The organism is Legionella hackeliae (genome assembly GCF_000953655.1).
GTDB lineage: Bacteria > Pseudomonadota > Gammaproteobacteria > Legionellales > Legionellaceae > Tatlockia > Tatlockia hackeliae.
Window position 1 is genome coordinate 1,031,370 of the sequence record NZ_LN681225.1, and the last position, 26,928, is coordinate 1,058,297.

The window sequence follows — 26,928 nt, forward strand, 5'->3', positions numbered from 1 at the left end:
TTTCAACTCCTGCTAATTTTGAACTAGACAAAGGGGTAATTGCTCAAGAAAACGTGCATTCTGGGTAGATGTTCCAATGGTTACACGTAGATGATTGCGCAATTTATAGGGGGTTAATGGTCGGACAATGATGCCTTGTTTTAATAAATTTTGGTAGACAACAGTTGCGTCCATGTCGCAATCAAACATAATAAAATTACAATGAGACGGCAAATAGTTTAATTTTAAAGCATTGAAACCCTGTTGTAATTGCTCCATGCCTTGACGATTGAGTTCGACAGTTTTTGCCACAAAACTATCGTCATCTATCGCAGCATTTGCTGCTTCAAGAGCGGCTTCATTCACTGCAAATGGAGGTTGTACACGTAGCAATAACTCAGTAATTTCAGGTCTGGCTATGGCATAACCTAATCGTAATCCAGCAAGACCATAGGCCTTGGAAAAAGTACGGGTAATGATTAAATTAGGATATTGCTGCAACCAATGAAGCGTGGTTTTGTCCTCTTTAGCATACGCATATTCATAATAAGCTTCATCTAAAACCACAATCGTGTTGTTGGGTACATTATCCAGAAGATGCTTAATTTTTTCAGGGTTGATAAATATACCCGTTGGATTATTAGGGTTTGCTAGAAATATCACAGCAGTATTAACCTGGCTTGATTTAATTAACGCGTCAATGTCTACTTGCCAATCGGCTCTTAGTGGTATTTTTTGAAGGGGAATACCTAGGGTTTGTGCCTGAATTCCATAGGAAATAAAGGAATGTTCGTGGGTTAACATTTTTTTGCCGGTATGAAGGGCAAAGGTTGTTAATATTAATGAAAAGAGTGAATCTGAGCCATTAGTGAGTGTAAGCATGTCCTCACTAACACCTAATTTTTTGCTCAATCGAAATCGGAGCGGATGATTCATTGGAGAGGGATAAGTTGCTAATTGCACCCTGGATAATTTAGCCAGGGCCTCTTGGGCTTTAATGCTGCAACCTAAGGGGTTTTCATTACTCGCAAGTTTAACAATATCGATTAAACCTTGTTCACGCGCTAACTCCTCAACAGCTTTTCCTGGAATATACGGACTTAATGACTGAATACCTAAATGAGGTAATTGATGGTAGTCGCAAGACAACGGACTCTCCTTAGAACCGAAAGACTTCGATATTACCTAAGAGCTCTTAAAAAGTGAATAATTTCAGTCATTCTTGTCAAAGAGAAATTCATTGTGTGAAGCAAAAAACACGGGTAAGCTATGCGTGCAAGCAAGCATCCACTGGAATGGACTATGAAACTCTCGCAAGGCTTTTCTTTAATTGAGCTATTAATTGCTTTAATATTACTCAGTAGTATTTCTTTATCACTTCTTAATCACCAGGAACATATGAGTCACTCGTTGTTGCATATACAACAGCGCTCACAAGCCCTTAGATTATTGGATAATAACTCTGAACGTTTTCTTGGACGTTTCCCATTTACAGCCGTACCACAGCTTTTTAAATTGGAACAAATATCTATACCACAAGGAATCCTGATACAAATTCTTTGGGGGGGGAAGTTGGCTGACACTGATTGTTGCAAATTACAATGGAAATTATTTTTGTGATAACAAAACATCACGGACTGAGCTTAATTGAAATTATGCTCACTCTTTTTCTAAGTAGCTTAATTTTAGCTGCACTCACAGGGCATTATTTAACGGTAAAACAACAATACAACCGGATGAACGCCCTATTGGATTATGCACTGGAGCTTGATTGGGTAGAGGATTTGCTCAGGGATAGCATCCGCCGTGCAGGATTTACGCCTTGTGTAGGCCTTAATTGGTTAGAAAGTATCGATGCACGCACCAAGAAAAGACTTCTTCCTGTAACCATAAGTAAAAACCAGGAACTGTCTGTCAATCGAATGAGTGAACATTTTAATTCAGTTTTCACGCTTACATCGAATGTTCTTACGATTGGCAAAAGCAATGCCTACACTGCGGGAGAGAACATACTCATCGCAGATTGCTATCACGCTGAAGTGAAGGAGATAGCCACTATTCAACGAACAAATGGCAACCAAACAATTACACTGAAAACCCCGCTAAATTTTGATTATATAAAACCTGTTTACTTGGGTGAGTGGATAGGGGAGCGGTTTTTTATTCAAAATAATAGGTTAGGCAAAAAGGCAATGTATTATCAAAGAGATCATGCGGAAGAGTTAACCTCAGCAGTCAACCATCTTTCTTCAACATTGACATTAAATCATGGGACTGCCTTGTTGCAAATGTCATTAACTTTAAGCAATGGTGAGACTGTCGATGTTGAAACAAACGTGCGGGCATTCTAGAAATCAAGACGGGTTAGTGTTGTTGGTGACTATTATGATGTTGTCATTGCTATCGATACTTGTTTTATCTGCCATAAAAACCACATTTTTATATTATCAAAGTTTAAATCGCAGTGTTGAGAAAAAAGAGGATTTTCATAATCTGGAATTTTATGGACAACAGCTCTTAAAAAAACTATGGACTGATAACGATAATTGCGTTGTTGATCAACAAGATGAGAACACCATCATTTCGCTACTTAGCGCTAGAGGATGTACTCTCAATGAGGATAAGCACAGGTATTTTTATCTTGTTGAAAAATTAGATAGCTTTGCATGCCTTAAGACTATTCATGGGAAAAAAACATACAGTACTAAGCATTGGCGAATAAATATCTTAAGCAAAACAACTCGCACTGCCTTGTTACAGTTGCGATTTGCACGAGCTATTCCGCAAATGGTGTGTCCTACTGGCAAGATTAATTACATCCATCTAGGCTTGCTGAGTTGGCGTTATCTTATCGATTCTTAAATATCAATGTCTTGTGAAACAATTTTAATTTCATTATCAACATGGCTAGCAATAACTAATGTATATTCGGGTACTTCAAGCCAGGTTGTGGTGTCTTCCGTTAATGGTTCTGAGGCAATGATAATGCTGGATTTAACAGAACCTCCTTTCATTTTGTATTCATTATCATAAAAGCCATAACTATCGCCATAAGTATACCACAGGGAATGATAACCAGAATGGGCTTCGGTTTGTGCCTCTGAATACCAACCGTAATCCAATACAAAACGAGTGGCAGCGATAAATTCACCATTGGATAGAAATAAATTAACAGGTGAGTTAATTTTAATGTTTCGTTTTGCACGAACTCGCTGTAGAATTTTTAATGTTTCAATCACTGCCTTGGTAATTTCTTCAGTTTCGTAATTACCTACTGATGTTGAAAGCTGGGATAAAAAGACGGCATAAATCCATTCACTGTCTGTTGTACCAGTGATATCTTTCCAATACTCTGGTTTAACAAATTCCAATAAATCATAACGCATAGCCGCAAAATTACTGAGCGAACCATTATGTGCTAAAACAACATTCGAGTGAGGAAACACGAATGGATGAACATTTTGATTCGAAATAATTTGTCTGTCGTGATAAGAAACTCCCCTTAAATGAGCAAGAAGACAATGCGGAGAGATTTTTGAAGAAAAATTTTTTAAATTCTCATCGTAAAAGGGTAACTGAGGTGTTTTATAGACATGAGGAAATCGCGAGTTATGCGAGGTGTTATCCCAGGCTGCAATGCCAAAACCCGCCAAGTTCAATAAATGGGACATATATTTAGGGTGATAACTTTGTTTGATAAAAGAGTTATCAGGCTTATAAAGTAGCTCTTCGACTAAGATAGGTTTTCCTAGATAAGATAATATTCTGCACATAATTTTTTACCTGTTATATGTTTCAATATGAAGCCTGATATCTAACTTATCAATGGATTTTTCCAAGGCCACAAGAGAAGCGCAAATGAGAGTAAACAATTTATACCAAAGTGAAGGATGCTCTTCTTGAAAATGTTTAAGAGAAGTATCGGTTATTTTCAATAAAAGCGCCTGCTCACATGTTGAGAATGTCACAGTATAAGAGGAATCATTATCAATACATGCGACTCCAGCAAAAAGAGTTCCAGGTCCAATAACCGATAATTTTGCTTGTTTATTATCGTGGACCATACTTGATTGGACAGCACCTTTAATCACGATATAACAGATAGGTTGTTGTTTCCCTTGGTAAATCAACTTGCAGTTTTTAGACGCTTCTATTAACTCCATATTATTAAATAACTCTTGCTGTTCGTCTTTGGTAAATAAATTAAAGGGAGGGGTCTCCAGAAGTGTATTCCTTAGGTTCTCTTCAAGAGGAAGTGCTTTAGGTTGATTAAAGGTATAAGCCACCTTGCCAAAAAATGACAAGCTAATCATATTCGAGTCGGTCATATAATCAGTAACCTTATCATGCATACGTCTTAAACGACCACAAACCTGTCGAGAGAGAGCATCTAATAGTTTATATTTTATTTCTGGATAATAAGCGGATAAGAGCTCAAAATAAGTTTCATTGATAAGCAGGCATCTCACTTGAGCATCTGCTACTGCTGAAGTAGGACACGGTATTTTTTCAATGAAACAAATTTCACCTAAAAAGCTACCTGGGCCTAATGATTCGATAGTTGTAATTCCTTGCCCCATGACTCTGGCAGTGGTCGTAACTTGACCTTCAATAATGACGTAAATCCCTGTAGCTTGTTTTCCCTGCTTAAGGATAACTTCACCTGGCAAAAAATTAATAATTTTGCTGTGTTTGATGAGAATAGCTAATTCATCTTGGTTAAGATATTGCCCCAGATTACTGACTTCTAGTTGGTTCAGTAACGATTTAATGTGAGCATTATTCGCGTCTAAAAATCCACTATCCACCACGACGTATCCACTCCTTCTGCTGAAAATAATCCTGGTAATGAAGAGTTACAATTAATTAACTCTATTTAAAAACCATAGTACATTTTGAGAGTTAAGTTAAATAGTTATACTTTTAAACAGGAAAGAAATTGCTCAATATAGCGTTCCATGAATGCTTTATCTAACATGGGGTGGGTGTAAGTAAAGCACAGCATAAGTTGAGTATTCATCGTCAATACGTTAAGAAGAACGGGGATATCCGCGTTTTGACGCGAGGTACAAAAATAACAGGAGTCCCAACTTAGAAGGTTATATTGACCGCTAAAAGGCAATAGACCAAGGTTTGTGACGGTAGGTCCCATTGAAAATTGATCAGCATGTCCGGCCCACAGCGAAAGTCCAGCAAAAATTTCACGTTTATGAAAATTTTGAGGAAAAATTGCATCCCCGGGAAGTCGAATATTTTTTAATTGCCGCTCATAACTTGATGCCAAGACATCTAAATTACTCAATTCAGTGATGTCATGATGATAAGTAGTTACGACAGAGACATAACAACCAAAATAATTATTGGGTATTTCTGGTTGGCACCATTTTCTTAAATTAATGGGAGTATGTAGTGTTGTTGATAAATTTTGTTTTAAAATTTTGGCTAAGCACCGCAAAATCGCTGCATTAAGGAAAGCATTTACTGAGAATCCTTTCTTTTTACAATGAGTTATCAGCGTTTTTGTTGCCTCAATTGAAAGGCAATGGTAATAATTTTTTGTGACGCGCTCACCCAAAGGCACAACATTCTGGTAATAAATAGATGTCGCAGTAAAATTAAGCGGTGGTGGAGTCTTCTGATTATTCATATGACCTAACAACTTTTCTACTGGTGGATAAAGGCTAAAATTAGTGTCGGTATGAAGTTTTTCATAGATTTTAAATAGACTATCAAAGAAATAGGCAATAGAAAGACCGTCGCCAATATTATGGCCAGCGATTAAGATAACCTCGTGTTCGGCTGAGGTTTCATTAAATAATAAGATTAAACGCCATTGATAATCCTGATTACGAGGCGGTCGATTTAATTCCAATTCAATCACTGCTTCCCATAAATCTGCGCGGGTTCTTGCAAGATGTTGGTAAGGAAGATAAGTTTCTTCGGCGTGATCGATAATAAATTGTGAATTTAAAGAACCCTTTTTAACGCGGGCCCGTAATAAGGGTTGCTGAGCTTGTAAAGACTGTACTGCTTCATGAAATCGATTAAGATTAAGTTTAGGATGAGAAAATTTGGCAACAGCAGCGATTAATCCGTTTCCATGATAATTGTCATTTCCGGTTTGACATAACTCTTCCCAGTAACCCAGTTTTCTCTTTTCCTTTTTCATACTGGCTAATGTTGCGTAGTTATTTAGTTATCATAGCATTAATTTTTAGTAGCAAAATATAAAATGTTGGGTATTATCTTAGCGGAATATTGCTCCTGGAATGCCGGAATGGATGCTAGCCAAGAATTTAAAAATTTTGATATTAAACAAATTGTTGCATGGTCACTTTATGATTTCGCCACCTCGTCCTATTTTGTTGTAATTTTTACTTTTGTTTTTGCCACTTATTTTACCAATGAAATTGCTGACGATGTCATTAGAGGGACAGCACTTTGGGGCTATACCGTTTCGGCCTCGGCATTATTAGTGGCAATCATGAGTCCTTTTGCTGGAGCAATTGCTGATTACGGCGGTCATCACAAAGGATGGTTATTTTTTTGTACCTATCTTGCTGTAATATCCATAGCTTTTTTATGGTTCGCTTATCCTGACGAAGGCTCGATTCCTTTAGCGTTGAGCTGTATTTTTATAAGCAGTTTTGCTCTGGAAGTCGGAGCTGTTTTTTATAATGCTTTTCTGATAAGACTCGCGCCAATTAGCTATCTGGGACGTATTTCAGGTTGGGCGTGGGGATGTGGTTATTTAGGTGGTCTTTTATGTCTAATCATCGCCTTGTATGCTTTTGTTGATGGAGGGATTGGACTTTGGTTAGGCAAGGAAAATTATGCCAACGTGCGTGCTGTAACACTATTGGTCGCATTGTGGCTTGCTATTTTTAGTTTACCCTTATTTTTAATAGTTCAACAAAAGCCTGGGAAAAAGCCAAGCCCCCATGATGCTATCAAAAAAGGGACAAAAGAGCTATTTAACACGTTAAGAGGTTTGGTAAACCAAAGGAATTTATTGTTCTTTTTAATTGCTCGAATTATCTATATTGATGGCTTGGATGCATTGTTGGCTCTCGGGGGAATTTATTCGGCCGGAACATTTAAATTAAGTATCACCGAAGTTATGATTTTTGGAATTATTATCAACATTACTGCAGGAGTGGGGGCGGCTCTTTTTGCGTGGTGTGATGATTGGATTGGTTCAAAAAAGACAATTTTAATTGCCTTAGGATGTTTACTTGTTATTTATTGTTTTTTACTGTTTCTAGAAACGCCAGTTTTATTTTGGGTATTTGCCCCAGCAATTGGAATTTTTGTCGGACCGATACAGGCTGCTAGTCGAACCCTTTTAGCGCGTTTGGCGAAGCCTGAAGAAATCACCCAAATGTTTGGGCTTTATAACCTCTCTGGTAAGGCAACAAGTTTTTTAGGGCCTTTTGCTGTAGGGATTATGACGCAATTTACCCAAAGTCAACGCATAGGAATGGCAATCCTTATTCCTTTTTTTATTGTTGGCGGCATTTTACTGTTTCAAGTTAAAGAGTAAAATGGTTAATCGATTAATTTTAAAACTGTTTAGTTTAATAATTATGAGGGAAATGATACATACATAACCAAAAAATGGCTATGTATCAATCATTTATAGTTGTGAATATTAATTAATCCATTTTAAAACGTGCGGCTAGCTCACGCTGAGGAGCTTCAATTTCTGCTTTGGCATCTGCTATTCTCTGGTGTAATTCTGTATCGAGAGCTTTGAAGAGGGGTGCTGTTGCTTTATCAGCGCTTGCCTGGATTATTTCAAAAATTGAATTTGCTAAATGCAACTTATAATACTTGTAACTGATTTCAAGCTTGTTAAGCTCTACATTTGACAACATTAAATTATTGGCCCTTCCATCAGGAAGCAGTATGCTAACTGTTGTGTAGCCTTTTGTAGAGCTTGGTCTAAAAAGGATACCTTGTAATGATGTATCTTTCTTTAACAAAACTGCAACATTGTCTTTATTTGCATCGCTCCGATAATTAGAATGACAAACAATGCTCCAAGGCGGGTTAAACGGGCTCGGTAAGGAACCCATACCTGTTTTCGTTGCTCTTAAAATGTCTTCTTCGCTAGGTTCTTCTTTTGAGTACATAAAATTTAGCCTTTTAATGAAAGTAGAAAATTATACCTATTTATTCTTAAGAAAAAATTTTTTAGTGGGTTCGACTACTTATTGAAGTAGAATGCTCTGCTGTACTTGGCTTACAGTCTTGATATTTTTTAACTTGGTGCCAATCCTCAATAAATTCCGCTATCACGTGGTTATCTAATTGATGTACTTCAGGATCATAAGAAACATAAACTACAGTGTTTGATGATTCTCTAAATTGACAGGATTGCAAGAAGTTCCCCATTTCGCTGGCAAGATAAATTTTCTTAAGATAAGGGTCAACTACAAATGTTTCGTTGGTGGATTTAACCATGAGAAAAACATGACTATCTGACGTGCTATTCCCTCGAATGCGAAAAACTTCACTCTGGATATTTGCGTGCTTTAAAAGAATATGTGTATAAATTGCAAACTCATAACAATTCCCAGTCTTTTGAGTTTTGATCATTCTTTCGAATAGCTTTAAAAAAAGTGTATCCGTTAAGGATGTCACTCCCTTTATCAGAGAAAAAATAGTTGCATTGCCATTTTGTCGAGATTGTTCGACAGCTGTAGCATTACTTTCAAATCCAGGTAACGCTGATGTCAAAGTAATGATCTCATGAGTTTCATCAATGGTTTGTATTAACTCATTGAGTAAACAGGGGTCGATTACTTGTTGAGCATTATCGCTTACAAAGATCGATGGTATATATTTATCAGTATTTAACAGTTCAAGAATAATTTCCGTAGAGATGCTCATAGGTTTATAATCGCTTTACTATTTTGGACAAAAATATAGCAATTTAACCTTAAGAAAATATTAATATGAATGATGAAGAGATAGCGATTCTTCTCTCAATCATTCAAAGAACAGCAAGCTTATGCGTGCTTAAAGGCAATCTTCAACATAATAGACTTCTGGATATTGCCCAGCATATATTCGTGTAACTTGTTTGCCATCGGTCTCAAAACGAATTGCCCGTTTATTAGTCTTATCAACCAACGTTAGATAATGTCCTTTCTTCTCGTAATGATGAGATTCTACTTGTAATTTACCTTGATACAATGCTTGAACCTTGGCTTCTGAATCTCCTATATGTGCTCCTTGAGAGGTATAAAATTTGGGGGTACTAATATTAATACGTACAATTTTGCCATTGGAAATCATAAGAGATAGGTCTTTTATACCTTTTAATGTCTCAGAATAACAACTGGTACTTTCATAGACATCAGGCTTATTTCCAGACAATTGCACCCCTTTAATTTTGGCAGCATCCTTTAAAGTCATGCCTACCTGAAGGGGCCCAAATCCATCCGATGATAATTTCCATTGATTTACGGTAAGTGCTAATGCTGTATTAACGATACCAATCACTAGTAATAATAAGCTGAGTCTACTTTTTATAGGCATTATTTTCTCGATACAGTTGGACGCTCAGAAAGTTTTCTATTAGACCATCAATTTTTTCTAGTGACAATCTTAAGAGGTGTCTACCGTATAGATTGCTAAGACTGGGTGAATTTTGTTCCTATCTGGATGCCTCGGACAAGCCGAGGCAAGTAGGCGGTGTGCCAAGCCGAGGCAAGTAGGCGGTGTGGCGAGTCGAGGCAAGTAGGCGGTGTCCCAAGTCGAGATAAGTAGGCGGTGTGCCAAGCCGAGGCAAGTAGGCAGTGTGCCAGGGCAAGGCACGTAGGGTAATGCGTATAAGCTGAGGCACGTAGGTGGTGGACAGGCTAAAGCAAGTAGACCTACTTAATATCTACGTGCCTCGGCTTGTCCGAGGCATCCAGGAAGATGATGAATAGTGCTCAGATACAATTACTTATTTGGGCTTGTAGATATAAGGAACGTAATTGGGTGTCCATATGTGCTTACGAATATGTTTCTCAATGTCTTCGTCGGTTAAGTAATCTGCTAAGTTGGAGTTAATCGCTTCTTTGGCAACTGCAAAGGCAACTTGATAGGACACTTCACGGACTTCAGTGAGTGGGGGTAATAAATTGCCTTTCGGATCACTTTTGGCCGGTGAACAACCTGCCAGCGCTTTTGCTGCAGCCATAAACATTTTGTCGCTGACTTGTCTTGCCTTAACAGAAATAAGTCCAAGACCCATACCTGGAAAAATATAAACATTATTCGTTTGGTCAACTCTGAACATTTTTCCATCTTTGACAATAGTACCAAATGGACTTCCAGTACCGATAACCGCACGATTATCTGTCCAAAGCATTAAATCCGTTGGAACTGCTTCGCTGTGAGTAATGGGATTTGACAAAGGCATAATGATAGGTTGTTTAACATGAGATGCCATTTCTCGGACCAATTCTTCAGTGAATAATCCTGCCTGTCCGGACACGCCGAGCAACGCATTAGGATGAAGATTTGTAATCACATCTTTTAGGCTAATGATATCATTATGCTCACATTTCCAATCTGCTAAAAGTTGTTTTGATTTTAAAAGTTTTTGTTGGAAAGGTAATAAATCTTTCATTCCTTCTACTAGCAAACCATACCTGTCAACCATGTAAATGCGATCACGTGCTTCTTGCTCAGAAAGACCATCATCGACCATGGCATGGACTATTAGTTCAGCAATACCACAGCCAGCTGAGCCGGCACCAACAATAACAATGCGTTGATCTCTTAAATGGATACCCGTTACTTGTACTGCTGAGAACAGTGTTCCGGTAGCAATGGCTGCAGTGCCTTGTACGTCATCATTAAAGGTGCAAAGCTCTGTGCGGTAGCGATCCAATAAACGTGTCGCATTTTGTAAAGCAAAGTCTTCCCACTGTAACAATACATGTGGAAAGCGTTTTTTCAATGCTTTAATAAATGCCTCTACGAAATCATCGTAGTCTTGACCCCGAATACGCTCATGTCGCCAACCTATGTAGAGCGGATCTTTTCTAAGTTCATCATTATTGGTCCCTGTGTCCAGCAAAATAGGTAACGTGGTAGAAGGGTGGATACCCGAACAAGCACAATAGAGAGCAAGTTTTCCGATAGGAATTCCCATGCCGCCAGCACCTTGATCTCCTAAACCTAAAATACGCTCCCCATCAGAAACAACGATGGCTTTTACCTGATCAAAGCGTGGATTTTCGAGTATCTGGTCAATCCGATTACGATAAGGATAGGCAATGAAAACGCCACGGGGACGGCGATAGATGTGGCTAAAATTTAAACAAGCATCACCCACAACGGGTGTGTAAACAATCGGCATAATCTCGGTTATATGTTCGCAAAGTAAACTGTAATAGAGAGTTTCATTTGAATCTTGTAGGTCTCGCAGGTAAATATATTTTTCCAAATCGGTTGCTTTACTTTTAAAGGCGGCATAGGAGCGATTTCTTTGTTCTACAATATTGCTTTCCTCTGGAGGCAGGAGACCAAATAAGCTAAACTCAGCGCGTTCTTCATTAGAAAAGCTGGTGCCCTTATTAAGGATGGGATTTGAGATTAGAGAGTAATCTTTAACATTCACTTCAAGATACGTTTGTCCTTTCTCGTCTAGCTTACGTGTATAATCCATAATTTCTCTCCTTGATTTTCCTACAGTATAGTATGATTCGGAAAATTAAAGCATTTTTTGATTTAATTGAGATAGCTCTCAATCGCTAGATTAGCTATAGTGAAGAAAAAGCCTTTTATAAGCCAAGGATTGTGGTAATGATTCGAGAACGTTTGGCAGCGTTTCAATATTGGCCTCATGTAGTGACCATAGCAATTATTATTCTAGCTTATGCTGGCTATCGTTATTTTGCCTATTATTTTACCTGGTCTGATGATTCTTATGTTTCAGCCAATATCATTAATATGGCGTCTTTAGTGGATGGCAATATTAGCCAAATCTATGTTCTTGAAAATCAGAATGTTAAAAAGGGACAAAAGCTGATTGAAATTGATCCCCGCCCTTACAAATATGCAATGGATAAGGCATTGGCCGATTGGAATATTGCCAAGATTAATTATGAAAATGACAAGCTCAACATCGAAATAGCTAAAGAAAAGCTGCAGCAAAATCAGGCGCTTCTTGCATTAAGCCAAGATCATTACCGACGTTATCAAAAATTGCTAACTGAAAGTGCTTTACCAGAAATTCAGGTTATCAATGTCGAAGCCAAGATAAAAGAACAAGAAGCGATGGTATTGGCTGCCGGACAACAATTGCGCGTTGCTGAACTGAATTTTGATGATAATGCTGTTTTAGCGGCCAAAGCAAAATATGAAAAGGCCCGTTATATGTATGAACATACTACTGTAGTTGCGCCTGCTGATGGTTATATTACTAATTTCAATTTACGTGTAGGACAATACATAAAGGTAGGCGAGGGATTATTCGCACTCGTGGAAACAAAACTCTGGTGGGTCGAAACGCGCTACCGTGAAACAGCCATTCGTTTGATAAAACCTGGGGATAAAGTAAAAATTAAAATTGATATGTATCCAGGAAAGATATTTCATGGCCATGTAAAAAGTATAGGTTGGGGAATTAACCGTGTTCAAGCTGGAGCGGTTGCTCCTTCTACACTTCTTTATATGGAAGCAACAGAAGACTGGATAAAAATAGCACAGCGTTTTCCAGTGAGGATTTATATTGATGATGTAGATCCTAAATATCCTCTAAGGATAGGAGCTAGTGCGACGACAACAACCTATCCTACGAGGGATTAAGAATTTTTAGGGCAATCACTGCAAATACTATAGAAAACAGAGCGGCATTGCGGACTGCTATCGCTGCAGTGTGTGCAATTCTTCTTGCCTTTGCTCTCCATTTAGATAAACCCTATTGGTCAGGAATGACTGTCGTGATAGTCGCTAATATTTACGTAGGTAGCATTATCGATAAAGCGATATTGCGTGTTGTTGGGACAGTTATCGGCGTATGGCTTGGGTTTGTATTGGCACGCATGATTGCCAATAGCCTTTTCCTTTATCTATTAATCAATTTATTACTGATTACTGTTGCTGTTTATTATTACAATTTCAGCACCTATGCTTATGCCTATCTTTTAGGGGCGCTCGGCGCATTTATTGTGATTGCCCAATTGGCGACTAATCCTGAGGAAGTATTTAATGTTGCTATTTGGCGTCCTATTGAAATTGGTCTTGGTGTTTTGGTTTCAGCGGCTGCCGCATTTTGCCTTTTCCCAAACAACATCCATGAGCATATTCAAAAAAATGTGGCTGAAATTTTTGATTCCCTGAGCCAACTATTTGAGGCGTTAAAAACAGCATTGCTGGCAGAAGATATTTCCCTCATTGAAATCAGTAACAGTAATTTAGCGCTTAAAAAGACGTTAAAAAAGACCATTGAAATGATTGGATTTATGCGGCGTGAGTTAGGTATAAAACGAGAAAAAATTGATCAATTTCGTGTATTGTTGGATTTATTTTTTGATTTAACCCGTGCGATTTCATATTTTTCAAATTCGTGTGAAATCAAAAGGCAAGAAGAAATCAGTGCGTTTTCAAAAAATATAGAGCAGGTTTTTAGTGCCATTTGTCATGATTTGGGGGGGTTAAAAGATGCATTTTTTATCGAAACCTCAATGCCTAAGACACTTAAAACCGGGGAAGCCATTGAAGCATTCAATGTGGCAATAGAGAATGAGCCTAACGCTAATTCAGCAAGAAAGTGTCTGGACTTAATCACTTTATTACAGCAAATTAATACGATGTTCACTACGTTAAATGATATTTTAATAAGTCATCAGCCCCAAATAGCCTCCCAAAAAACATTCATCACACGACAGCAACAGTTAAGCAGTGATCCTGATATCATTAAACATAGTATTAAAGCTGGATTAGCTGCAATTCTTGCTCTGGTTTTTTGGCTCATTAGTAATTGGCCTGGTGGATTAAATGGCATCATTAGTAGCATTGTCATTTCAATCCGAAAAGACTTGTTTGAAATGAAAAATATTAGTTTTCATCGATTTTTAGGGTGTCTTTTAGGTGGGGGTGTTGCCTTATTTCCATTAGGATTTTTTTTCTTGAATCTGTACGCCTTTATTTTGCTTGTATTTTTTTCCGTTTGGGCATTTAGCTATTTTTCTTTCAAATATACAAAGTACGCTTATATTGGTTTGCAGGCAAATATTGCTTTAGTGATTTGTTTAGCGCAGGCTGGTGGTCCACCGACTGAATTATGGCCTCCACTTGAGCGTTTTGGAGGAATTATTATCGGTATTGTCGCGAGCTTTATAGTAGGGAATGTTCTTTGGCGCGCACATCCACTGACACTACTGGCCAGAAATATTAGGAAAATATACGGATACCTTATTCACAATATGACAGTTTTATTTTCAGAGAAAGGAAGTCTTTATGACTTAACGCATTTGTTTTGGTTAACCCGCGGATTAATGGAATCATTGGATGGAGAGCCGTTAAGCTTGAGAAAGCAAAAACAATTGCAAGAAGCAAAGGAACATTTTATTCAGCTAACACTGATCCAGGCGGCTTTAAGCTATATATATCGGGGGATAAATTTAGAAAAAGTACACCGCTTAGCCATAGCATCAGGGATTGATGTCTCGTTTATAGAGCAAGAATTGCTAATCCTTTATAAAGAGCCTAATCAAGGTGAACGAGAATTAATTCAACAAAAAATAGCTGCTTTTTTTGATGAAACAAATTTTGAAATATTTGAGCATCGAACTTCTCGTAAAGCGATTAATTTTTTAAGTTATTTTAAAACATTAAAACGATTATCTGCATTACGCTCCGATTTATAATCCAGGATTTTAAGATTAAATAACTTGGAAATCACGCTGTATTTGTATCTCAAATCAAGGTTATAGTAATCCTGCTAATCATAACGGTTACATCATTTGTTGATGATGAATGAATTATAGAAGGGAGCTCTGATGGATGTTTTAAAAAAATTAAAAGAAATGCTTAGTATGAAAGCGCCTTACACCTCTTCCTCAGGTCATCGTAATGCCCAACGAAGTAATGCTGTGGCAGAGGTTGTCGGAGAGGGACTACAGATGTTTAATCCTGTGGCCGTAGTGCCGAGTAAGTTCGCTCAAAGCTTAATTTCAGCGTATGGACTGTTCCGTTCAGATACGCATGTTACTGAGAAAGTCATTCATTTTCTGCAAGCTTCAATTTCAGCAGCTCAGTTAGGGTTGGTAATTACTTTGTATTTCCAAAGTGGTGTTTGTGATGCGGATTTGGAAGGTGATATTTGTAAAGCAATTTTCCTTTGTGAGCTCTTATATAAAGGTACTTTATTAGTAGGTTGGGTGCCTAGCGAAATGTCGCAAGACCCTGTAGAGAATGCAACTACTGCTGATCCTGAGAATGACACGGGTCTTACCATATAACTCGAAATTTTATTTTCCAAGATGTGGATTTATATGGTTATTTTTTCATAAAGTACTATTATGAGGTGAAAAGCTGAATTGGATAACACTGATCAAGGATGATTATGCACAAGTTATGGCCACGAGTTTGTTATTTAATGCTATCTACTGCATTACTTTTATCGTGTGGCGAAAAAGAAAGTAAGCAGTCTACAGAGGTGGCAAGGCCTGTAAAAGTTATTCAAATTGGTAATTATAAATCGTTTGACAGCCGTGCTTTTCCTGGTCGCGCGAAAGCTTCTCAGGAAGTCGACCTTTCATTTAATGTAAGTGGATCGTTGACTGAGCTACCTATTAAAGTGGGCGATAAGGTTAAAAAAGGTGATCTTATTGCAAAACTTGACCCCAGAGAATTCGATGCAAAATTAAAATCGGCCAAGGCGGAGGCAACCCGAGACAAACAAAATTATTTGCGTCCTGTATGTTCTTGATAGGGCAAGAAAAATGTGGGCATATAGACCCTTTAAGGGTTGAATGTTTGAATTATATCGCTGTGACTATAAATTGCACAAATGTTGTTTCTGGTTATATGGGCTAAAAATAAGGGGGTTGCGTTTCTGCAAAATTTCACGAAATAATAAAGTTATTAATATTAATGCCGGGTCATTATTGCCAATGCTTTCTCGTCGCATTTTGACAAGCTATAGGTAATATAACTCCTGATGCTGTATATACTCCTTACTTTCAAGAAGAGCTCATCATGGACGAGAAAGAACAAGAAGCATTGGAAGGTGCTTTAGAGGAAATAAAAAAGAGTATTCATCCTTTTCTTCTACCAACAGATAAATTAACAAAAAAGGTATCTCATTTTTCGGAGCTTGCTAGTACCGTTGAATTTTTAACTCAGGCTGATAGGCACCTTAAGAATTCGAACGCTAATCATGGAGGATTATTGGCGGTTCAAGACATACCTTTTCGAGAAATTTTTTCATTATTAAAAGATTGTTATAGTGGCAAAATAAATGATCATTTACAGAGTCTTTTAGAGAGTGCTGAGGTTGAGTTAAACGTAAAAAAGCGTGATCCCAATAATCCTCAAAGTCCAAAGCAATTGGAAATTAAAATAGAACTTGCTGCAGCAGTGATTGATAAATACGCAGATTTGTTAACCATGGTTATTGGAAAAAAATCCAAAAGCAAAGATGAGCAAGTTATTATCAAAAATGCTTCTACGGTCATTGACGATTCCGCTAAAAAGTTACGACGCATTCATTTAATGTATGGTATTAGTCAACTTGAGCAAGAAGTTTATCATTGCATCGATGAGCATAGCGCAACCCATTGTCTTCCCTTTTTTTGCACAGGCAAGACGATTAGCCAGTATAAGGCATTAGCGGCTATTTTAAATAATCTTCTTTCAGAGCCGTTATCAGCAAGCGAATTGGCCGGAGGCATTTACACGGTTCGTTTAAAACTTCAAAGCCTTCCGGATCTGTCTGTTCAACGTCGCTTAACGACAGCCATGAATCAGGTATTAAAAACCGATGGTTATCCAGTTGAGGAAAAAGAAGCTGAAAAATTTATTCAAATTTATCAGACGCGTATGGAGCAGATAAATAGCGTCACTTATGATTTGTAATAACAAAACAGCCAAGGTTGGGTTCAATCTTGTTACATTAAGATTTTACATCAAGGAGCAGGCTTCGGAGTCTCAGCATGACAACTATCTTTTTGTAAATATTGGTTTTAATCCGCCCAAAAGAGTTAATTTATAGGGGTTAAGGAAGTTTTTTTGTCGTCTTCTTTTAGTTGCATAAAGTCCCTCTGTATATGCCACACCAAAAGGCAAATATTATCCTTGTTTTTATAAAAATGAACAAGCGCTTCCACACCCCAGTTAAAATAAACGCTATATGACCAAAAAGGCGTTTCTATATAATCCTATTTAATTAGGATTTTAAAGGGGTTATTGTTGTTTTTTTAAATTAATCCTACTTAAATAGGATTAATCAATAAATTAACTCTAAAATTTATATTAAGTCTACCTCAATAGTATTATATGGCTAAGCAAATTAAAAAAATAAAAACGCCTAACCTCCAGCAGCCGCTGACTGCAGAGTTGTTAGGGGAAATCATCAAAGCACGTCGAACTCAAAGTGATTTACGGTTAGAAGATGCGGCTGCTCTATGTGCTGTTGCTAAAGAAACCTTTATGAAAGTCGAGCATGGGCAAGCGGGTTGTCAATTGGCAAGTGTATTACAAATTTGTGCTGGTTTAGGAATAAATCTTTACGTAAAGCCTTGGGCGGATAATGGCGAGGATGAAAATGATTGGAGATAAGCAGGTCTTGGATGTTTATCTGGGAGAAGATCAGATAGCCAATATTACTTTTAACGCGAACCAAGCAACAAATACTCGATTGGGTTTTATTGAATATTTTGATATTTAACTGTGATGCACACGGTAAAAATATAAGCTTCTTTGTTGGGACTAATGGTATTTCGCTGGCACCTTTTTATGACTTGGTTAATATAAAAATGTACCCTGAATTTGAACATGATCTTGCAATGGCATTAGGAGATGAATTTGATGGGAATAGTATTCATGCTTACCAGCTAGCTGATTTTGCAGACTCATGTCAGTTATCAAGGTCGTTTATGGCGAAACGGTTAAAATATTTGATTGGCAAATTACTAACTGCTTTGCAAGAGGAACCCAAGTTTATCAAGGTTAATAATAAAGAGGGAGCGTATTTAAATAAATATCAAGAACTTGTCATTGAAAGATGTAAGCATTTATTAAAACAGAGCAACCAAATTACCTCCATGAAGCTCTAGTCAGTCTCTCCTGGCAGATTTACAAATAAGGGTTGCATTTCTGAAAAATTTCACGAAATAATAAAGTTTGATAATGTCGGATTCATTATTGCCAAACGTCTAACTATTCATCCTTTGAATTCTTAATCCACCACGTAAAGAGTTTGAACTATTAATGGCTTTTTTTAATGAGACAAAGAGGCAGCAATTAGTTATTATTTTTTTTATCATCCTCACAGTGCTGGCGGCTGCATTTTTCCTTTATTCAGTATATCTGCATCGTCATATCATAAATACTTATGAGCTTTCTTTTCGAAAATGGCAATCACAACAGTTAGATAACTACACATTAGAATATAATGGTGATTGCCTATATACAGTAAGCGTTAAGCAAGGAATACAGAAAGCGATTAAGAAAACTGCTACAAGTGATAATTTAGGATGTGAATTTATACCGGCGTGGCTCGGTGAAAAACAGCCAATGCATGCATTGTTCGCACAGCTGATTAATTCACCCATTCCACATTGTGGCGCAAATGGCTGCAGTTGCGATTATATTGATTGGTTTACAATACGCTTTGATAAGAAATTAGGATATATCAATTATTGGAAATCAATAAATTCAGGTCCGTTTATACCCTATATTACTGTGGATTTTCCCTTCATAACAAAATATTGCCATTTAATGTATACAAAACCGATAAACTTTACTGTAAACATAAGGCCTCTAGAGTGAATATAATATTCTCGGTTCTGTTCTGCAAAAACAGCGTGGGTGCTATAAAGAATAGTGGTTTAATACTACTATTACAGATAATATTACTTCTGGAATTAGTTTTATCCTTAATGCAATATCAACCCCAATTAGTGAATAAAGCCCTATTTTTTGTGGTATTGCTTTGTCTTTTCAATTTAATTTTGGTTTTTTATTCAAAAGCTCATTATTTTTTCGCATATAATAATGCCTTTTTTATCGGGCTTTGGTTGCTTGCAGCAATCTTTGCTATCGAACAATTGTTATTAGTACTCGTTTCGCCTTATTTTATCTCTGCTCGCCTTATTTATATGTGGGCACTGTATTTTTTATTTTATTCCCTACTTAGTTACTTTTGGGGAATTATGATGTTTATTAATATACTCAATGCTTTTATTTCAAAACCTTTGAGACAATCCTCCTAAATACATGCCTGGTCGTAGCCTGGTTGACGCTTGCGGCAACCAGTTTTCATTTAAAAAATTGATTGCCCGAAGGTTGTCTTGGCAAATGCTTCTGACCTAAAAAAAATCATTGATTAGTAATTGGAAACCCGGTTGCCGCAAGTGTCAATCAGGCTATGCTTTTGAATTAAAAGGGTGTGAGGTTATTATGCTAAATTTATATTTAACCTTGAAAACACTGAACTTATGTTTGAAAGAAATATGATAATAAATCAAGAACTACATGGTGGCCAGAGGCAGAATCGAACTGCCGACACGAGGATTTTCAGTCCTCTGCTCTACCGACTGAGCTATCTGGCCGAAGAGGTTGCTATTAAACTCCGAGAATGCTTTTGAGTCAAGTAGAGTTTGTCGTTTTTTTGCAAAAAAATCATGTCAGCGAACTTCTCTGAATAACTACTTATCTTAACGGTTTAATTTTGCACTAAGAGAGTGCGAGACATCTTTCTAGTGCATAATTTGTTGTTGATAGGCAAGGGCTATTTCAGCACCTAAGAGCGCATTATTTTTAATTAATTCAACGTTGGCTTGGATACTTTGTCCTGCCGAAAGTTCAGCAATACGTCTTAATAAGAAAGGCGTAATGGCTTTCCCACCGATGTGATTCGACTCTCCCAAAGCCTGCTTAATGATAGGTAGGAGCTTCTCATCGGGAATTTCAACTTCTTTGGGAATAGGGTTGGCGATAACAATGCCATTGCTTAATTTTAATTTGTGCTGATAAGCCATGAGGTTAGCAATATCTGTTGTAGTGTCTAAGCGATGTAATAATGGAATACCACTTGAATGGCTATAAAAGGCAGGAAATTCATTAGTGCGGTAACCGATTACAGGGACTCCATGGGTTTCTAAAACCTCCAGAGTTTTGGGCAAATCCAAAATCGATTTGGCGCCCGAGCAGACTACCGTAATAGGAGTCGATGCCAATTCAATTAAGTCTGCAGAAATATCAAAGTTTTCCTCCACACGAGGGTGCACGCCACCAATACCTCCGGTAACAAAGATAGGAAGATTAGCCAAATAAGAGCAATACATCGTGGCTGCAACGGTTGTGCTTGCTGTTTTTTTAGTGCTTAAAGCAAAGGCAATATCTCGTCGTGATGCTTTAATCACATCTTCCTTCACTGCCAAATGCTCCATAATCTCTTGCGTGATACCCACATGAATTTTTCCTTGATGCAGAGCAATTGTTGCGGGAACGGCACCTGTTTCACGAATGAGCTGCTCAACCACTTGGCCTGTAGTTAAATTGTCGGGGTAGGGCATACCATGAGAAATAATAGTAGACTCTAGAACGACAATAGGTAACTTGCTATCGATAGCATGTTTGACTTCCTGATTCAGCTCGAGCAGCTCATGAAACATCATATATTCCTTTATCTTATTTTTTTATTCTTTAGGGACAAAACCTGCTGGTTTTTCTGAACCTTCACCGAAAAAGTATTTGTTCATTTCATTGTTAAGAAATTCACGTGCCTTTGGATCAATCAAACTTAAGCGATATTCATTGATAAGCATAGTTTGATGAGAGAGCCACATTTTCCAAGCTTGTTTTGAAATATGATTAAAAATTCTTTCACCTAATGGGCCGGGAAACGGCGGGGACTCCAAGCCTTCTGCGTCTTGGTTTAGTTTTGAACAAAAAACATGTCTCACCATACAACACCTTAACTTAAACTATAAATGCTGATTATGCTGGAATAGCCACGGATCAGCAATCCTGTGTGTTAAGTTAATCAGCCCTACATCTTGCTTGAGCCAGTATAATATGTTGGGAAAGTAGCTGCTCCTGATCAGGACTTAACTCTTCGAATTGCACGGCAGTTCGATATTGATTTTCATTGTGGAATTGGCTGTAAACCACGACTGCATCTACAACAATAGGAAGCATTTTAGGCTTGGTATAAATGACTATCTTCATGTGCGTTTTTTCTTTGATGCGTTCCTTCGTTTTAAATGACATGCCTCCAAGACTGATGTTGACTTTGCGTAAATGGATTTTGTCGCCGATTAGAAGATTTCGCGCTAAATGATCAATCTTTGCGTTTAGCAAATTTAAATAGTGGGCAAGGGCAGGTTCTTTGAGTGCCAGTGATTGCGTTAATTCAGACAATTCATAGTCTAAGCTTTGAAAATATTGGGTGGTCTCAAGGTATTTTTTACCACTTTGCCCTAATAAATCTTCTGTCAACGATTTATCAGAACAAAACTCTTCTGTTTCGATTAATTTATAATCAAAATAGATTTGATCCTCAATGCGAAAATGCTGACGTCGTTCATGTACTGGCATGATCACTCCATTAAGTCCATTTATAAGAAGTTTTAGTGCTTAGACATCAAGCTTTATTGCTTTAAATTCTTTACCGATCCCTTCGCGAAGCTTCTATTCATAACTATAGACAGAAATTTTGGAAATGGTGGAAAAAAAGAATAAAAATAACGTATTTTTGCAATAATTGTACAAGGCAATGCTAAAAATTACCTTTTAAGAGAGATTCTCTCCATATTTCACACTGTGCCCCTACCACTTTGGGGAGACGGCCGATTTCTTTAAAGAGTTGTCGTAATAAAAGAGTGTCATTCCTTTTATTAGCAACATCAACTGCTAAACGCTCCATATAAAGTTGATTATTTAAACTTGCCGTATAAGCCTCAAGAGTTTTAATTGTTGCAAGAATATCCTCGGCAATGGAGATTTGTTTTAACGTGGAGGGGTTTATAACAAGCCCTTCAAAACCATAACGACTCGCTTGAAAGCGGTTGTGAGTATAAAGATAGTATAAATCTTTGTTAATGGTTAGAGGTCGTTCTTCCAGTAGATAAAGGGCTAAAGCTTGTATATAAGCTGCCAAATCAACTGCTTTATGAATGGTTAAAGGGGTATCACAGACTCGAACTTCCACAGTACCATATTCAGGTTTTGGGCGAATGTCCCAGTAGAAATCCTTCATACTGACGATAATGCCTAATTTGCGCATTTTGTAATAGTACTCAGAAAATTCAGTCCAGTTTAACAAATAAGGAATATGCCCACTCTGTGGAAAAGAGTTAAAAACATTGGACCGAGAAGATGCGTAACCCGTATCAGCCCCCTGATAAAACGGAGAAGATGCTGCAATTGTAATAAAATGGGGTGTGTAACGTGCCAGTGCATGAGTAAGATAAAGTGCATCCTCAGAGTTGCTACAACCAACATGAATATGTTGGCCGAATACCGTAGAACGTTTTGAGAGATATCTGAATTTACTGGACACCTTTTTGTAGCGAGGTGTGGGAAAGATTTTTTGCAGACTCCATTTTAGATATGGATGTGTCCCTCCACCGCAAATAGCAACATTTAATTCGGTTGCCTGCTGCAGTAAAAAAGATTTAAGCTGAAAAAGTTCATCTAATAGTTCGGTGGCGGAGTGATGAATAGATGAATTAATTTCAATCATACTTTGGGTAATTTCGGGTTTAATGATTTCCTTATACTGGCTCTCACTGATGCTTCGGATGAGATCTTTTGCTCGTGAAATCAAGTAGAAGGATTTTGGATCTATTAGCTGTAATTCAAGCTCAACACCGATAGAACCAATGTTTGATTTTTTAAATGGTAGTTTTTTCATCCTGTCTCCTGATGTTATCAAATCAGGATTATCTCCCTGCATTTATACTTAGTATAACTGATGATTCCTAAAGGCGCTGATAAATTTCAAATGAGCTTGCTTACAAGCCAGAATAATGTGAGATGCCCCGGATAATAGATATAGAAGAAATAAGGAATTCGAGGAATTTTTAATTCTATTTGTGTCGCTAAAATAATCAGTGGCAAACTAGCTAGTGCCCAATGATTACCATTTAAACTATCAATTAAAAAATAAGAAAAGAGACAAGCGATCAATGCTAAAATTGAAGGGTTTCTACAAAAAAACCAACAGCTTAAGCAAAATATCAACCCTTGCCAGCTGTATTCTACAAATGCACCGCTTAAAAAAAATAAAAAAATAGCCAGAGAAATAGTAAGAGGGCTCTTCTTCTGAAAGAGAAAAAATAAAACAGCCGCAATAAAAAGCATGAACATAATATTTAAAGGCCATAAGTGCTGCAAATGGCGCATTGCAATATACGCAGGGGTTGCTAATACACCAAAGAAAAGAAGCCTCTTGAATACTCGAGTATAAATGCCACGTTCGAAGGCTTCAGGTCGGGCAAGATTGTAAGCAAAGATAAAAGCAAAGAGCGGCATGGCCAATCGACCAGCACAATAAGCAGAATAAATGCTAGCCTGAAAAAAGAAGCGATTAAAATGATCAATAGTCATGGATATGACAGCCAGCCATTTTAACGCTTCAAGGGTGCCGCTACTGATTTCGATAGGGTAAAGACTATTAAATTCTTCAAATTTTGTGGTACTGTCCAACCTCTACCCTCTAAGTTTTTCTTAATAAAAGAAATTTTAACAGCAGGTTTTACAATAGCAACAGAATTTGTATCCAGATAGTTGAATGTCTAATTAGAGCCAATGCTAAATACATTCCTCTCAGTATCGGTTGAGCAACTCCCTAAGTTTGGTTTAAAAAATGCTGCCCCTTTTTCAATGATATCCTGGTATTTATTATTGAGCACTGGTGATAGTTTTCTGCCAAATCGTCGAGTAGAAGCTTCCTCATCTTGATTTAAGATATCGTAATTTGAAATAGAAGTACGTTTAGAAGTCACAGCATCAATCGTTTCATTCTCTTTTAACGGAGTGGCTTTAGAAAAATCATCAATTTCAAAAAGTTCTGTTACAGAGTAAGTTCGCGTTGGCGAGGTACAATAGCTTGTATAGGCATTTAAGGTACCACCACTTAATTCATATAATTTTTTTATAAAGGGCAGCATTTCTTCATCAGTTGGTCGATAATGACCGCTATTATTAGTAACTACTTTCAGAGTTCCGCTTTTAAAAAAGAGAGTACCTGATGCCAACACTTTCTTTCCATTCGCAAGAGTGGAGTGGTGTAAGTCTGGATGACAAAGTAGTTGAGGGCTTTCTTCGCAAGTTAAGACGAAGTTGTATTCTCCATCCAGAAATTCATCATCAGGGTTTACGAAAAAACCATCTTCAGACAGAGTAGTGATGAGCTTTTCTTGCTTTTCTTTACTTAGATAAGAGTTGTCAGGATGATCAAAAGGCAAAAGGCGCATTGCTTGTCGCTCCTTTTTGAACTCTTTTTTCATTGAAATACGCGCATCCATTTTTTGACCATGGAAAAATATAGCTTCAGGGTATGTATTCTTTGGCATAAAATTTAATCTAATTGCTCTAAAAATGTATATCTTATCTTGAAAAGATTAAAACAATATTAAGAGTCAGGGGTTTTGATTGTTTTTATGGCATTGATCGAAGATTTATAGAATTTACCCACCACGGACTATCCACAGATTCTGTGGATAACATTGTGTATTATCTGATGATGAAGTTTTTGAAATTCGGAGAATCGCTGTAATAGCTATATCTTGCCAGGCTAAATTTCACTACAATAGGATTTTAACAAAAATAGACCAATTATGTTTAAGCCGCTGGCATTATATATAGGCTTACGCTATACGCGAGCCAAAAAGCGAAATCACTTCGTCTCTTTTATATCGTTAAGTTCCATGTTAGGGATAGGTTTGGGCGTGATGGTGCTAATTACTGTTCTGTCAGTCATGAATGGGTTTGATGAAGAGATACACAAGCGTTTTTTTGGAATGGCGCCTGAAATTACGGTGACTGGTAAAAATGGAAAAATCAGTGACTGGCAAATTCTTGAGAAGGAACTAAGAACTACTCCAGGCGTAAAAGCCATCGCTCCTTTTGTCGGAGGGCAGGGTCTATTAACGCATGAAGGCCAGGTTTTACCGATCGTCCTAACAGGTGTTGATCCTATTCAAGAACAAACAGTTACTCATTTGAAAGATAAGATGCTTGCGGGAGACATTAAAGATCTTAAAAATTTCGGCATTATTCTAGGCAAAGGACTTGCCGATAGTCTAGGTGTATTCATTGGGGATAAAGTTACCATTATGATTCCTCAAGCCACTGTTACTCCAGCTGGAATGGTTCCTCGTTTCAAGCGGTTCACGGTTGTCGGGGTATTTTCTGCGGGAACAGGATTTAACTTCGACGCCAAACTAGCTTTCATCAACCTTACTGATGCTCAGAAGTTAATACAATTGGGTAAAGATATCACTGGCCTTAAGATGAAAATAGCAAATATCTACAATGCACCTGCGATGTCTGATCAGTTAGCCGCTAAATTAGGTGAAGAATATGATGTTGGCAATTGGACTCAACAGTTTGGTGCCTTCTTTCAGGCTGTAAAAATGGAAAAAACAATGATGTTTCTCATCTTGTTGCTAATTATCGCGGTAGCTGCGTTTAATTTGGTTTCTTCATTAGTAATGGTGGTGAATGACAAGCAGGCTGAAATTGCAATTTTAAGAACTATAGGCGCGACACCCTCTAAAATTCTTTGGATATTTATTGTTCAGGGCATGATGGTTGGAGTCATTGGGACGCTTCTTGGTCTTATCGGTGGTTTACTCTTGGCGGCAAATGCCACAGCGATCGTCAATAAATTACAAGCCATATTCAATATGCAGATTTTATCGTCCAATATTTATTTTGTGGATTATCTGCCCTCAAAAATCTTAATCAGTGATCTCTGGCTAGTCTGCGCGATGGCTTTACTGATGAGTTTTCTTGCAACGATTTACCCGGCATGGCGAGCCTCAAAAACTGTCATTGCGGAGGCCTTACATTATGAGTAACCCTATTTTATATTGTCAAAATCTGACTAAATCTTACCATGATGGCACGAATTCAGTTGAGGTATTAAGAGGTGTAAATCTCATGATACAGCCAGGAGAGCGAATCGCGATTGTTGGTCCCTCGGGGTCTGGGAAAAGCACGCTTTTGCACCTCTTAGGTGGCTTGGATAAAGCATCTGGCGGAGAGGTACTGGTTGAAAATATTAATTGGCAAAGTCTTTCTGAGAAGCAGCGTTGCGAATTACGCAACCGACAATTGGGTTTCGTGTATCAATTTCATCATTTATTGCCTGAATTTACTGCATTGGAAAATGTATCCATGCCACTTTTATTGGGTAATAAATCAATTGCTGAGGCGCAAACTCAAGCAGAGAACATTTTGCAACAAGTGGGGCTTGCTAAACGCTTACACCATAAGCCTGCTCAACTGTCTGGAGGTGAAAGACAACGTGTTGCCATTGCCCGCGCTTTAGTTCATCAACCACGATGTGTACTGGCTGATGAACCAACAGGTAATTTGGATCATGCCACTGCATTAAAAATATTCGAGCTGATGTTGGCTTTAAATGAAAATTTAAATACTGCGTTGGTTATTGTGACTCATGATATGCAACTGGCTGAAAAAATGGACAAAATTATAACAATTCAGGATGGTTTGTTATTGAGTTAATGTGTATCTTCAACG

27 protein-coding genes, 1 tRNA gene and 1 pseudogene are annotated in these 26,928 nt (G+C 37.6%); 14 read left to right on the forward strand and 15 right to left on the reverse strand.

Annotated elements, in window-relative coordinates; translation table 11 throughout:
* Positions 1-12: 12 nt before the first annotated feature.
* Entirely contained in the window at positions 13-1,128 is a 1,116-nt protein-coding gene (hisC, locus tag LHA_RS04685; RefSeq protein WP_045105510.1) for a histidinol-phosphate transaminase, read from the reverse strand.
* 153 nt (positions 1,129-1,281) lie between these two features.
* Between hisC and LHA_RS04690 the strand changes: the two genes are divergently transcribed.
* Genes LHA_RS04690 through LHA_RS04700 form a run of 3 tightly spaced genes read left to right on the forward strand, consistent with a single transcriptional unit; the run spans position 1,282 to position 2,841 of the window.
* A complete protein-coding gene (locus LHA_RS04690; RefSeq protein WP_045105511.1) occupies positions 1,282-1,599 on the forward strand; it encodes a prepilin-type N-terminal cleavage/methylation domain-containing protein in 318 nt (105 codons plus the stop codon).
* Positions 1,596-2,330, forward strand: coding sequence for a PilW family protein (locus LHA_RS04695; protein ID WP_147292314.1), 735 nt, complete (start codon positions 1,596-1,598; stop codon positions 2,328-2,330). Before LHA_RS04690 ends, LHA_RS04695 begins: the two co-directional genes overlap by 4 nt.
* Positions 2,302-2,841 carry a hypothetical protein gene (locus LHA_RS04700; protein ID WP_147292315.1) on the forward strand — a complete coding sequence of 180 codons (540 nt, stop codon included), beginning with the start codon at positions 2,302-2,304 and terminating at the stop codon, positions 2,839-2,841. The genes LHA_RS04695 and LHA_RS04700 overlap by 29 nt, the downstream gene beginning before the upstream one ends.
* Here LHA_RS04700 and LHA_RS04705 read toward each other — a convergent pair.
* The 3 genes from LHA_RS04705 to LHA_RS17045 form a co-directional block, all read right to left on the reverse strand.
* Positions 2,838-3,752 (reverse strand): class II glutamine amidotransferase, encoded by a 915-nt coding sequence (locus tag LHA_RS04705; RefSeq protein ID WP_045105514.1) that lies wholly within the window; start codon positions 3,750-3,752, stop codon positions 2,838-2,840. The two genes, LHA_RS04700 and LHA_RS04705, sit on opposite strands and share 4 nt — an antisense overlap.
* A 6-nt stretch (positions 3,753-3,758) precedes the next feature.
* The gene (locus LHA_RS04710; protein WP_052673587.1) at positions 3,759-4,790 is read right to left on the reverse strand and encodes a Crp/Fnr family transcriptional regulator; all 1,032 of its coding nucleotides are present in this window, start codon (positions 4,788-4,790) and stop codon (positions 3,759-3,761) included.
* Positions 4,791-4,894: 104 nt separating this feature from the next.
* On the reverse strand, positions 4,895-6,148 hold the full coding sequence (locus LHA_RS17045) for a condensation domain-containing protein (RefSeq protein ID WP_115678669.1): 1,254 nt from the start codon (positions 6,146-6,148) through the stop codon (positions 4,895-4,897).
* A 63-nt stretch (positions 6,149-6,211) separates the two neighbouring features.
* Between LHA_RS17045 and LHA_RS04725 the strand changes: the two genes are divergently transcribed.
* On the forward strand, positions 6,212-7,522 hold the full coding sequence (locus tag LHA_RS04725) for an MFS transporter (RefSeq protein ID WP_231861974.1): 1,311 nt from the start codon (positions 6,212-6,214) through the stop codon (positions 7,520-7,522).
* 112 nt (positions 7,523-7,634) lie between these two features.
* Here the strand turns inward: LHA_RS04725 and LHA_RS04730 are convergent, their stop codons facing one another.
* The 4 genes from LHA_RS04730 to LHA_RS04745 all read right to left on the reverse strand — a co-directional run bounded on the left by LHA_RS04730 (position 7,635) and on the right by LHA_RS04745 (position 11,650).
* Positions 7,635-8,114, reverse strand: coding sequence for a hypothetical protein (locus LHA_RS04730; RefSeq protein ID WP_045105516.1), 480 nt, complete (start codon positions 8,112-8,114; stop codon positions 7,635-7,637).
* A gap of 61 nt (positions 8,115-8,175) precedes the next feature.
* Positions 8,176-8,874, reverse strand: coding sequence for a transglutaminase-like domain-containing protein (locus tag LHA_RS04735; RefSeq protein WP_045105517.1), 699 nt, complete (start codon positions 8,872-8,874; stop codon positions 8,176-8,178).
* A gap of 129 nt (positions 8,875-9,003) precedes the next feature.
* Entirely contained in the window at positions 9,004-9,525 is a 522-nt protein-coding gene (locus tag LHA_RS04740) for a hypothetical protein (RefSeq protein ID WP_045105518.1), read from the reverse strand.
* Positions 9,526-9,937: 412 nt separating this feature from the next.
* Entirely contained in the window at positions 9,938-11,650 is a 1,713-nt protein-coding gene (locus tag LHA_RS04745; RefSeq protein ID WP_045105519.1) for an NAD-dependent malic enzyme, read from the reverse strand.
* 137 nt (positions 11,651-11,787) lie between these two features.
* On the opposite strand from LHA_RS04745, the gene LHA_RS04750 reads away from it, so the two are divergent.
* From LHA_RS04750 to LHA_RS04785, 8 genes and pseudogenes are all read left to right on the forward strand, one after another.
* On the forward strand, positions 11,788-12,792 hold the full coding sequence (locus LHA_RS04750) for an HlyD family secretion protein (RefSeq protein ID WP_045105520.1): 1,005 nt from the start codon (positions 11,788-11,790) through the stop codon (positions 12,790-12,792).
* Positions 12,793-12,839: 47 nt separating this feature from the next.
* Positions 12,840-14,855 (forward strand): FUSC family protein, encoded by a 2,016-nt coding sequence (locus LHA_RS04755; RefSeq protein ID WP_052673588.1) that lies wholly within the window; start codon positions 12,840-12,842, stop codon positions 14,853-14,855.
* A 132-nt stretch (positions 14,856-14,987) separates the two neighbouring features.
* Positions 14,988-15,449 (forward strand): hypothetical protein, encoded by a 462-nt coding sequence (locus LHA_RS04760; RefSeq protein ID WP_045105521.1) that lies wholly within the window; start codon positions 14,988-14,990, stop codon positions 15,447-15,449.
* Positions 15,450-15,553: 104 nt separating this feature from the next.
* A complete protein-coding gene (locus LHA_RS04765; protein WP_045105522.1) occupies positions 15,554-15,919 on the forward strand; it encodes a biotin/lipoyl-binding protein in 366 nt (121 codons plus the stop codon).
* 269 nt (positions 15,920-16,188) lie between these two features.
* Positions 16,189-17,067, forward strand: a complete 879-nt coding sequence (locus tag LHA_RS04770) for a hypothetical protein (RefSeq protein ID WP_045105523.1) — start codon at positions 16,189-16,191, stop codon at positions 17,065-17,067.
* A gap of 420 nt (positions 17,068-17,487) precedes the next feature.
* Positions 17,488-17,769, forward strand: coding sequence for a helix-turn-helix domain-containing protein (locus LHA_RS04775; protein WP_045105524.1), 282 nt, complete (start codon positions 17,488-17,490; stop codon positions 17,767-17,769).
* 56 nt (positions 17,770-17,825) lie between these two features.
* Positions 17,826-18,266: pseudogene (locus tag LHA_RS04780) on the forward strand (HipA domain-containing protein); the annotation flags it as partial.
* A gap of 154 nt (positions 18,267-18,420) precedes the next feature.
* A complete protein-coding gene (locus tag LHA_RS04785) occupies positions 18,421-18,981 on the forward strand; it encodes a hypothetical protein (RefSeq protein WP_045105525.1) in 561 nt (186 codons plus the stop codon).
* Between the two features lie 706 nt (positions 18,982-19,687).
* On the opposite strand, the gene LHA_RS04795 is transcribed toward LHA_RS04785, so the two are convergent.
* From LHA_RS04795 to LHA_RS04825, 7 genes are all read right to left on the reverse strand, one after another.
* Positions 19,688-19,763, reverse strand: a tRNA-Phe gene (locus LHA_RS04795).
* Positions 19,764-19,910: 147 nt separating this feature from the next.
* Positions 19,911-20,828, reverse strand: coding sequence for a pseudouridine-5'-phosphate glycosidase (locus LHA_RS04800; RefSeq protein WP_045105527.1), 918 nt, complete (start codon positions 20,826-20,828; stop codon positions 19,911-19,913).
* A 24-nt stretch (positions 20,829-20,852) separates the two neighbouring features.
* Entirely contained in the window at positions 20,853-21,122 is a 270-nt protein-coding gene (locus tag LHA_RS04805; RefSeq protein ID WP_045105528.1) for an oxidative damage protection protein, read from the reverse strand.
* A 73-nt stretch (positions 21,123-21,195) separates the two neighbouring features.
* A complete protein-coding gene (locus LHA_RS04810; protein ID WP_045105529.1) occupies positions 21,196-21,753 on the reverse strand; it encodes a PilZ domain-containing protein in 558 nt (185 codons plus the stop codon).
* 181 nt (positions 21,754-21,934) lie between these two features.
* Positions 21,935-23,071, reverse strand: a complete 1,137-nt coding sequence (locus tag LHA_RS04815) for a YbdK family carboxylate-amine ligase (RefSeq protein ID WP_045105530.1) — start codon at positions 23,069-23,071, stop codon at positions 21,935-21,937.
* A gap of 86 nt (positions 23,072-23,157) precedes the next feature.
* A complete protein-coding gene (locus LHA_RS04820; protein ID WP_082060287.1) occupies positions 23,158-23,865 on the reverse strand; it encodes a TraX family protein in 708 nt (235 codons plus the stop codon).
* A gap of 89 nt (positions 23,866-23,954) precedes the next feature.
* Positions 23,955-24,734: a hypothetical protein gene (locus LHA_RS04825; RefSeq protein ID WP_045105531.1), complete on the reverse strand. Its 780-nt coding sequence runs from the start codon at positions 24,732-24,734 to the stop codon at positions 23,955-23,957.
* A 264-nt stretch (positions 24,735-24,998) separates the two neighbouring features.
* Here LHA_RS04825 and LHA_RS04830 point away from each other — a divergent pair, with 264 nt between their 5' ends.
* Both LHA_RS04830 and lolD read left to right on the forward strand, forming a co-directional pair.
* Positions 24,999-26,243: a lipoprotein-releasing ABC transporter permease subunit gene (locus LHA_RS04830; RefSeq protein ID WP_045105532.1), complete on the forward strand. Its 1,245-nt coding sequence runs from the start codon at positions 24,999-25,001 to the stop codon at positions 26,241-26,243.
* The gene (gene lolD, locus LHA_RS04835; RefSeq protein WP_045105533.1) at positions 26,236-26,913 is read left to right on the forward strand and encodes a lipoprotein-releasing ABC transporter ATP-binding protein LolD; all 678 of its coding nucleotides are present in this window, start codon (positions 26,236-26,238) and stop codon (positions 26,911-26,913) included. The genes LHA_RS04830 and lolD overlap by 8 nt, the downstream gene beginning before the upstream one ends.
* Positions 26,914-26,928 lie beyond the last annotated feature (15 nt).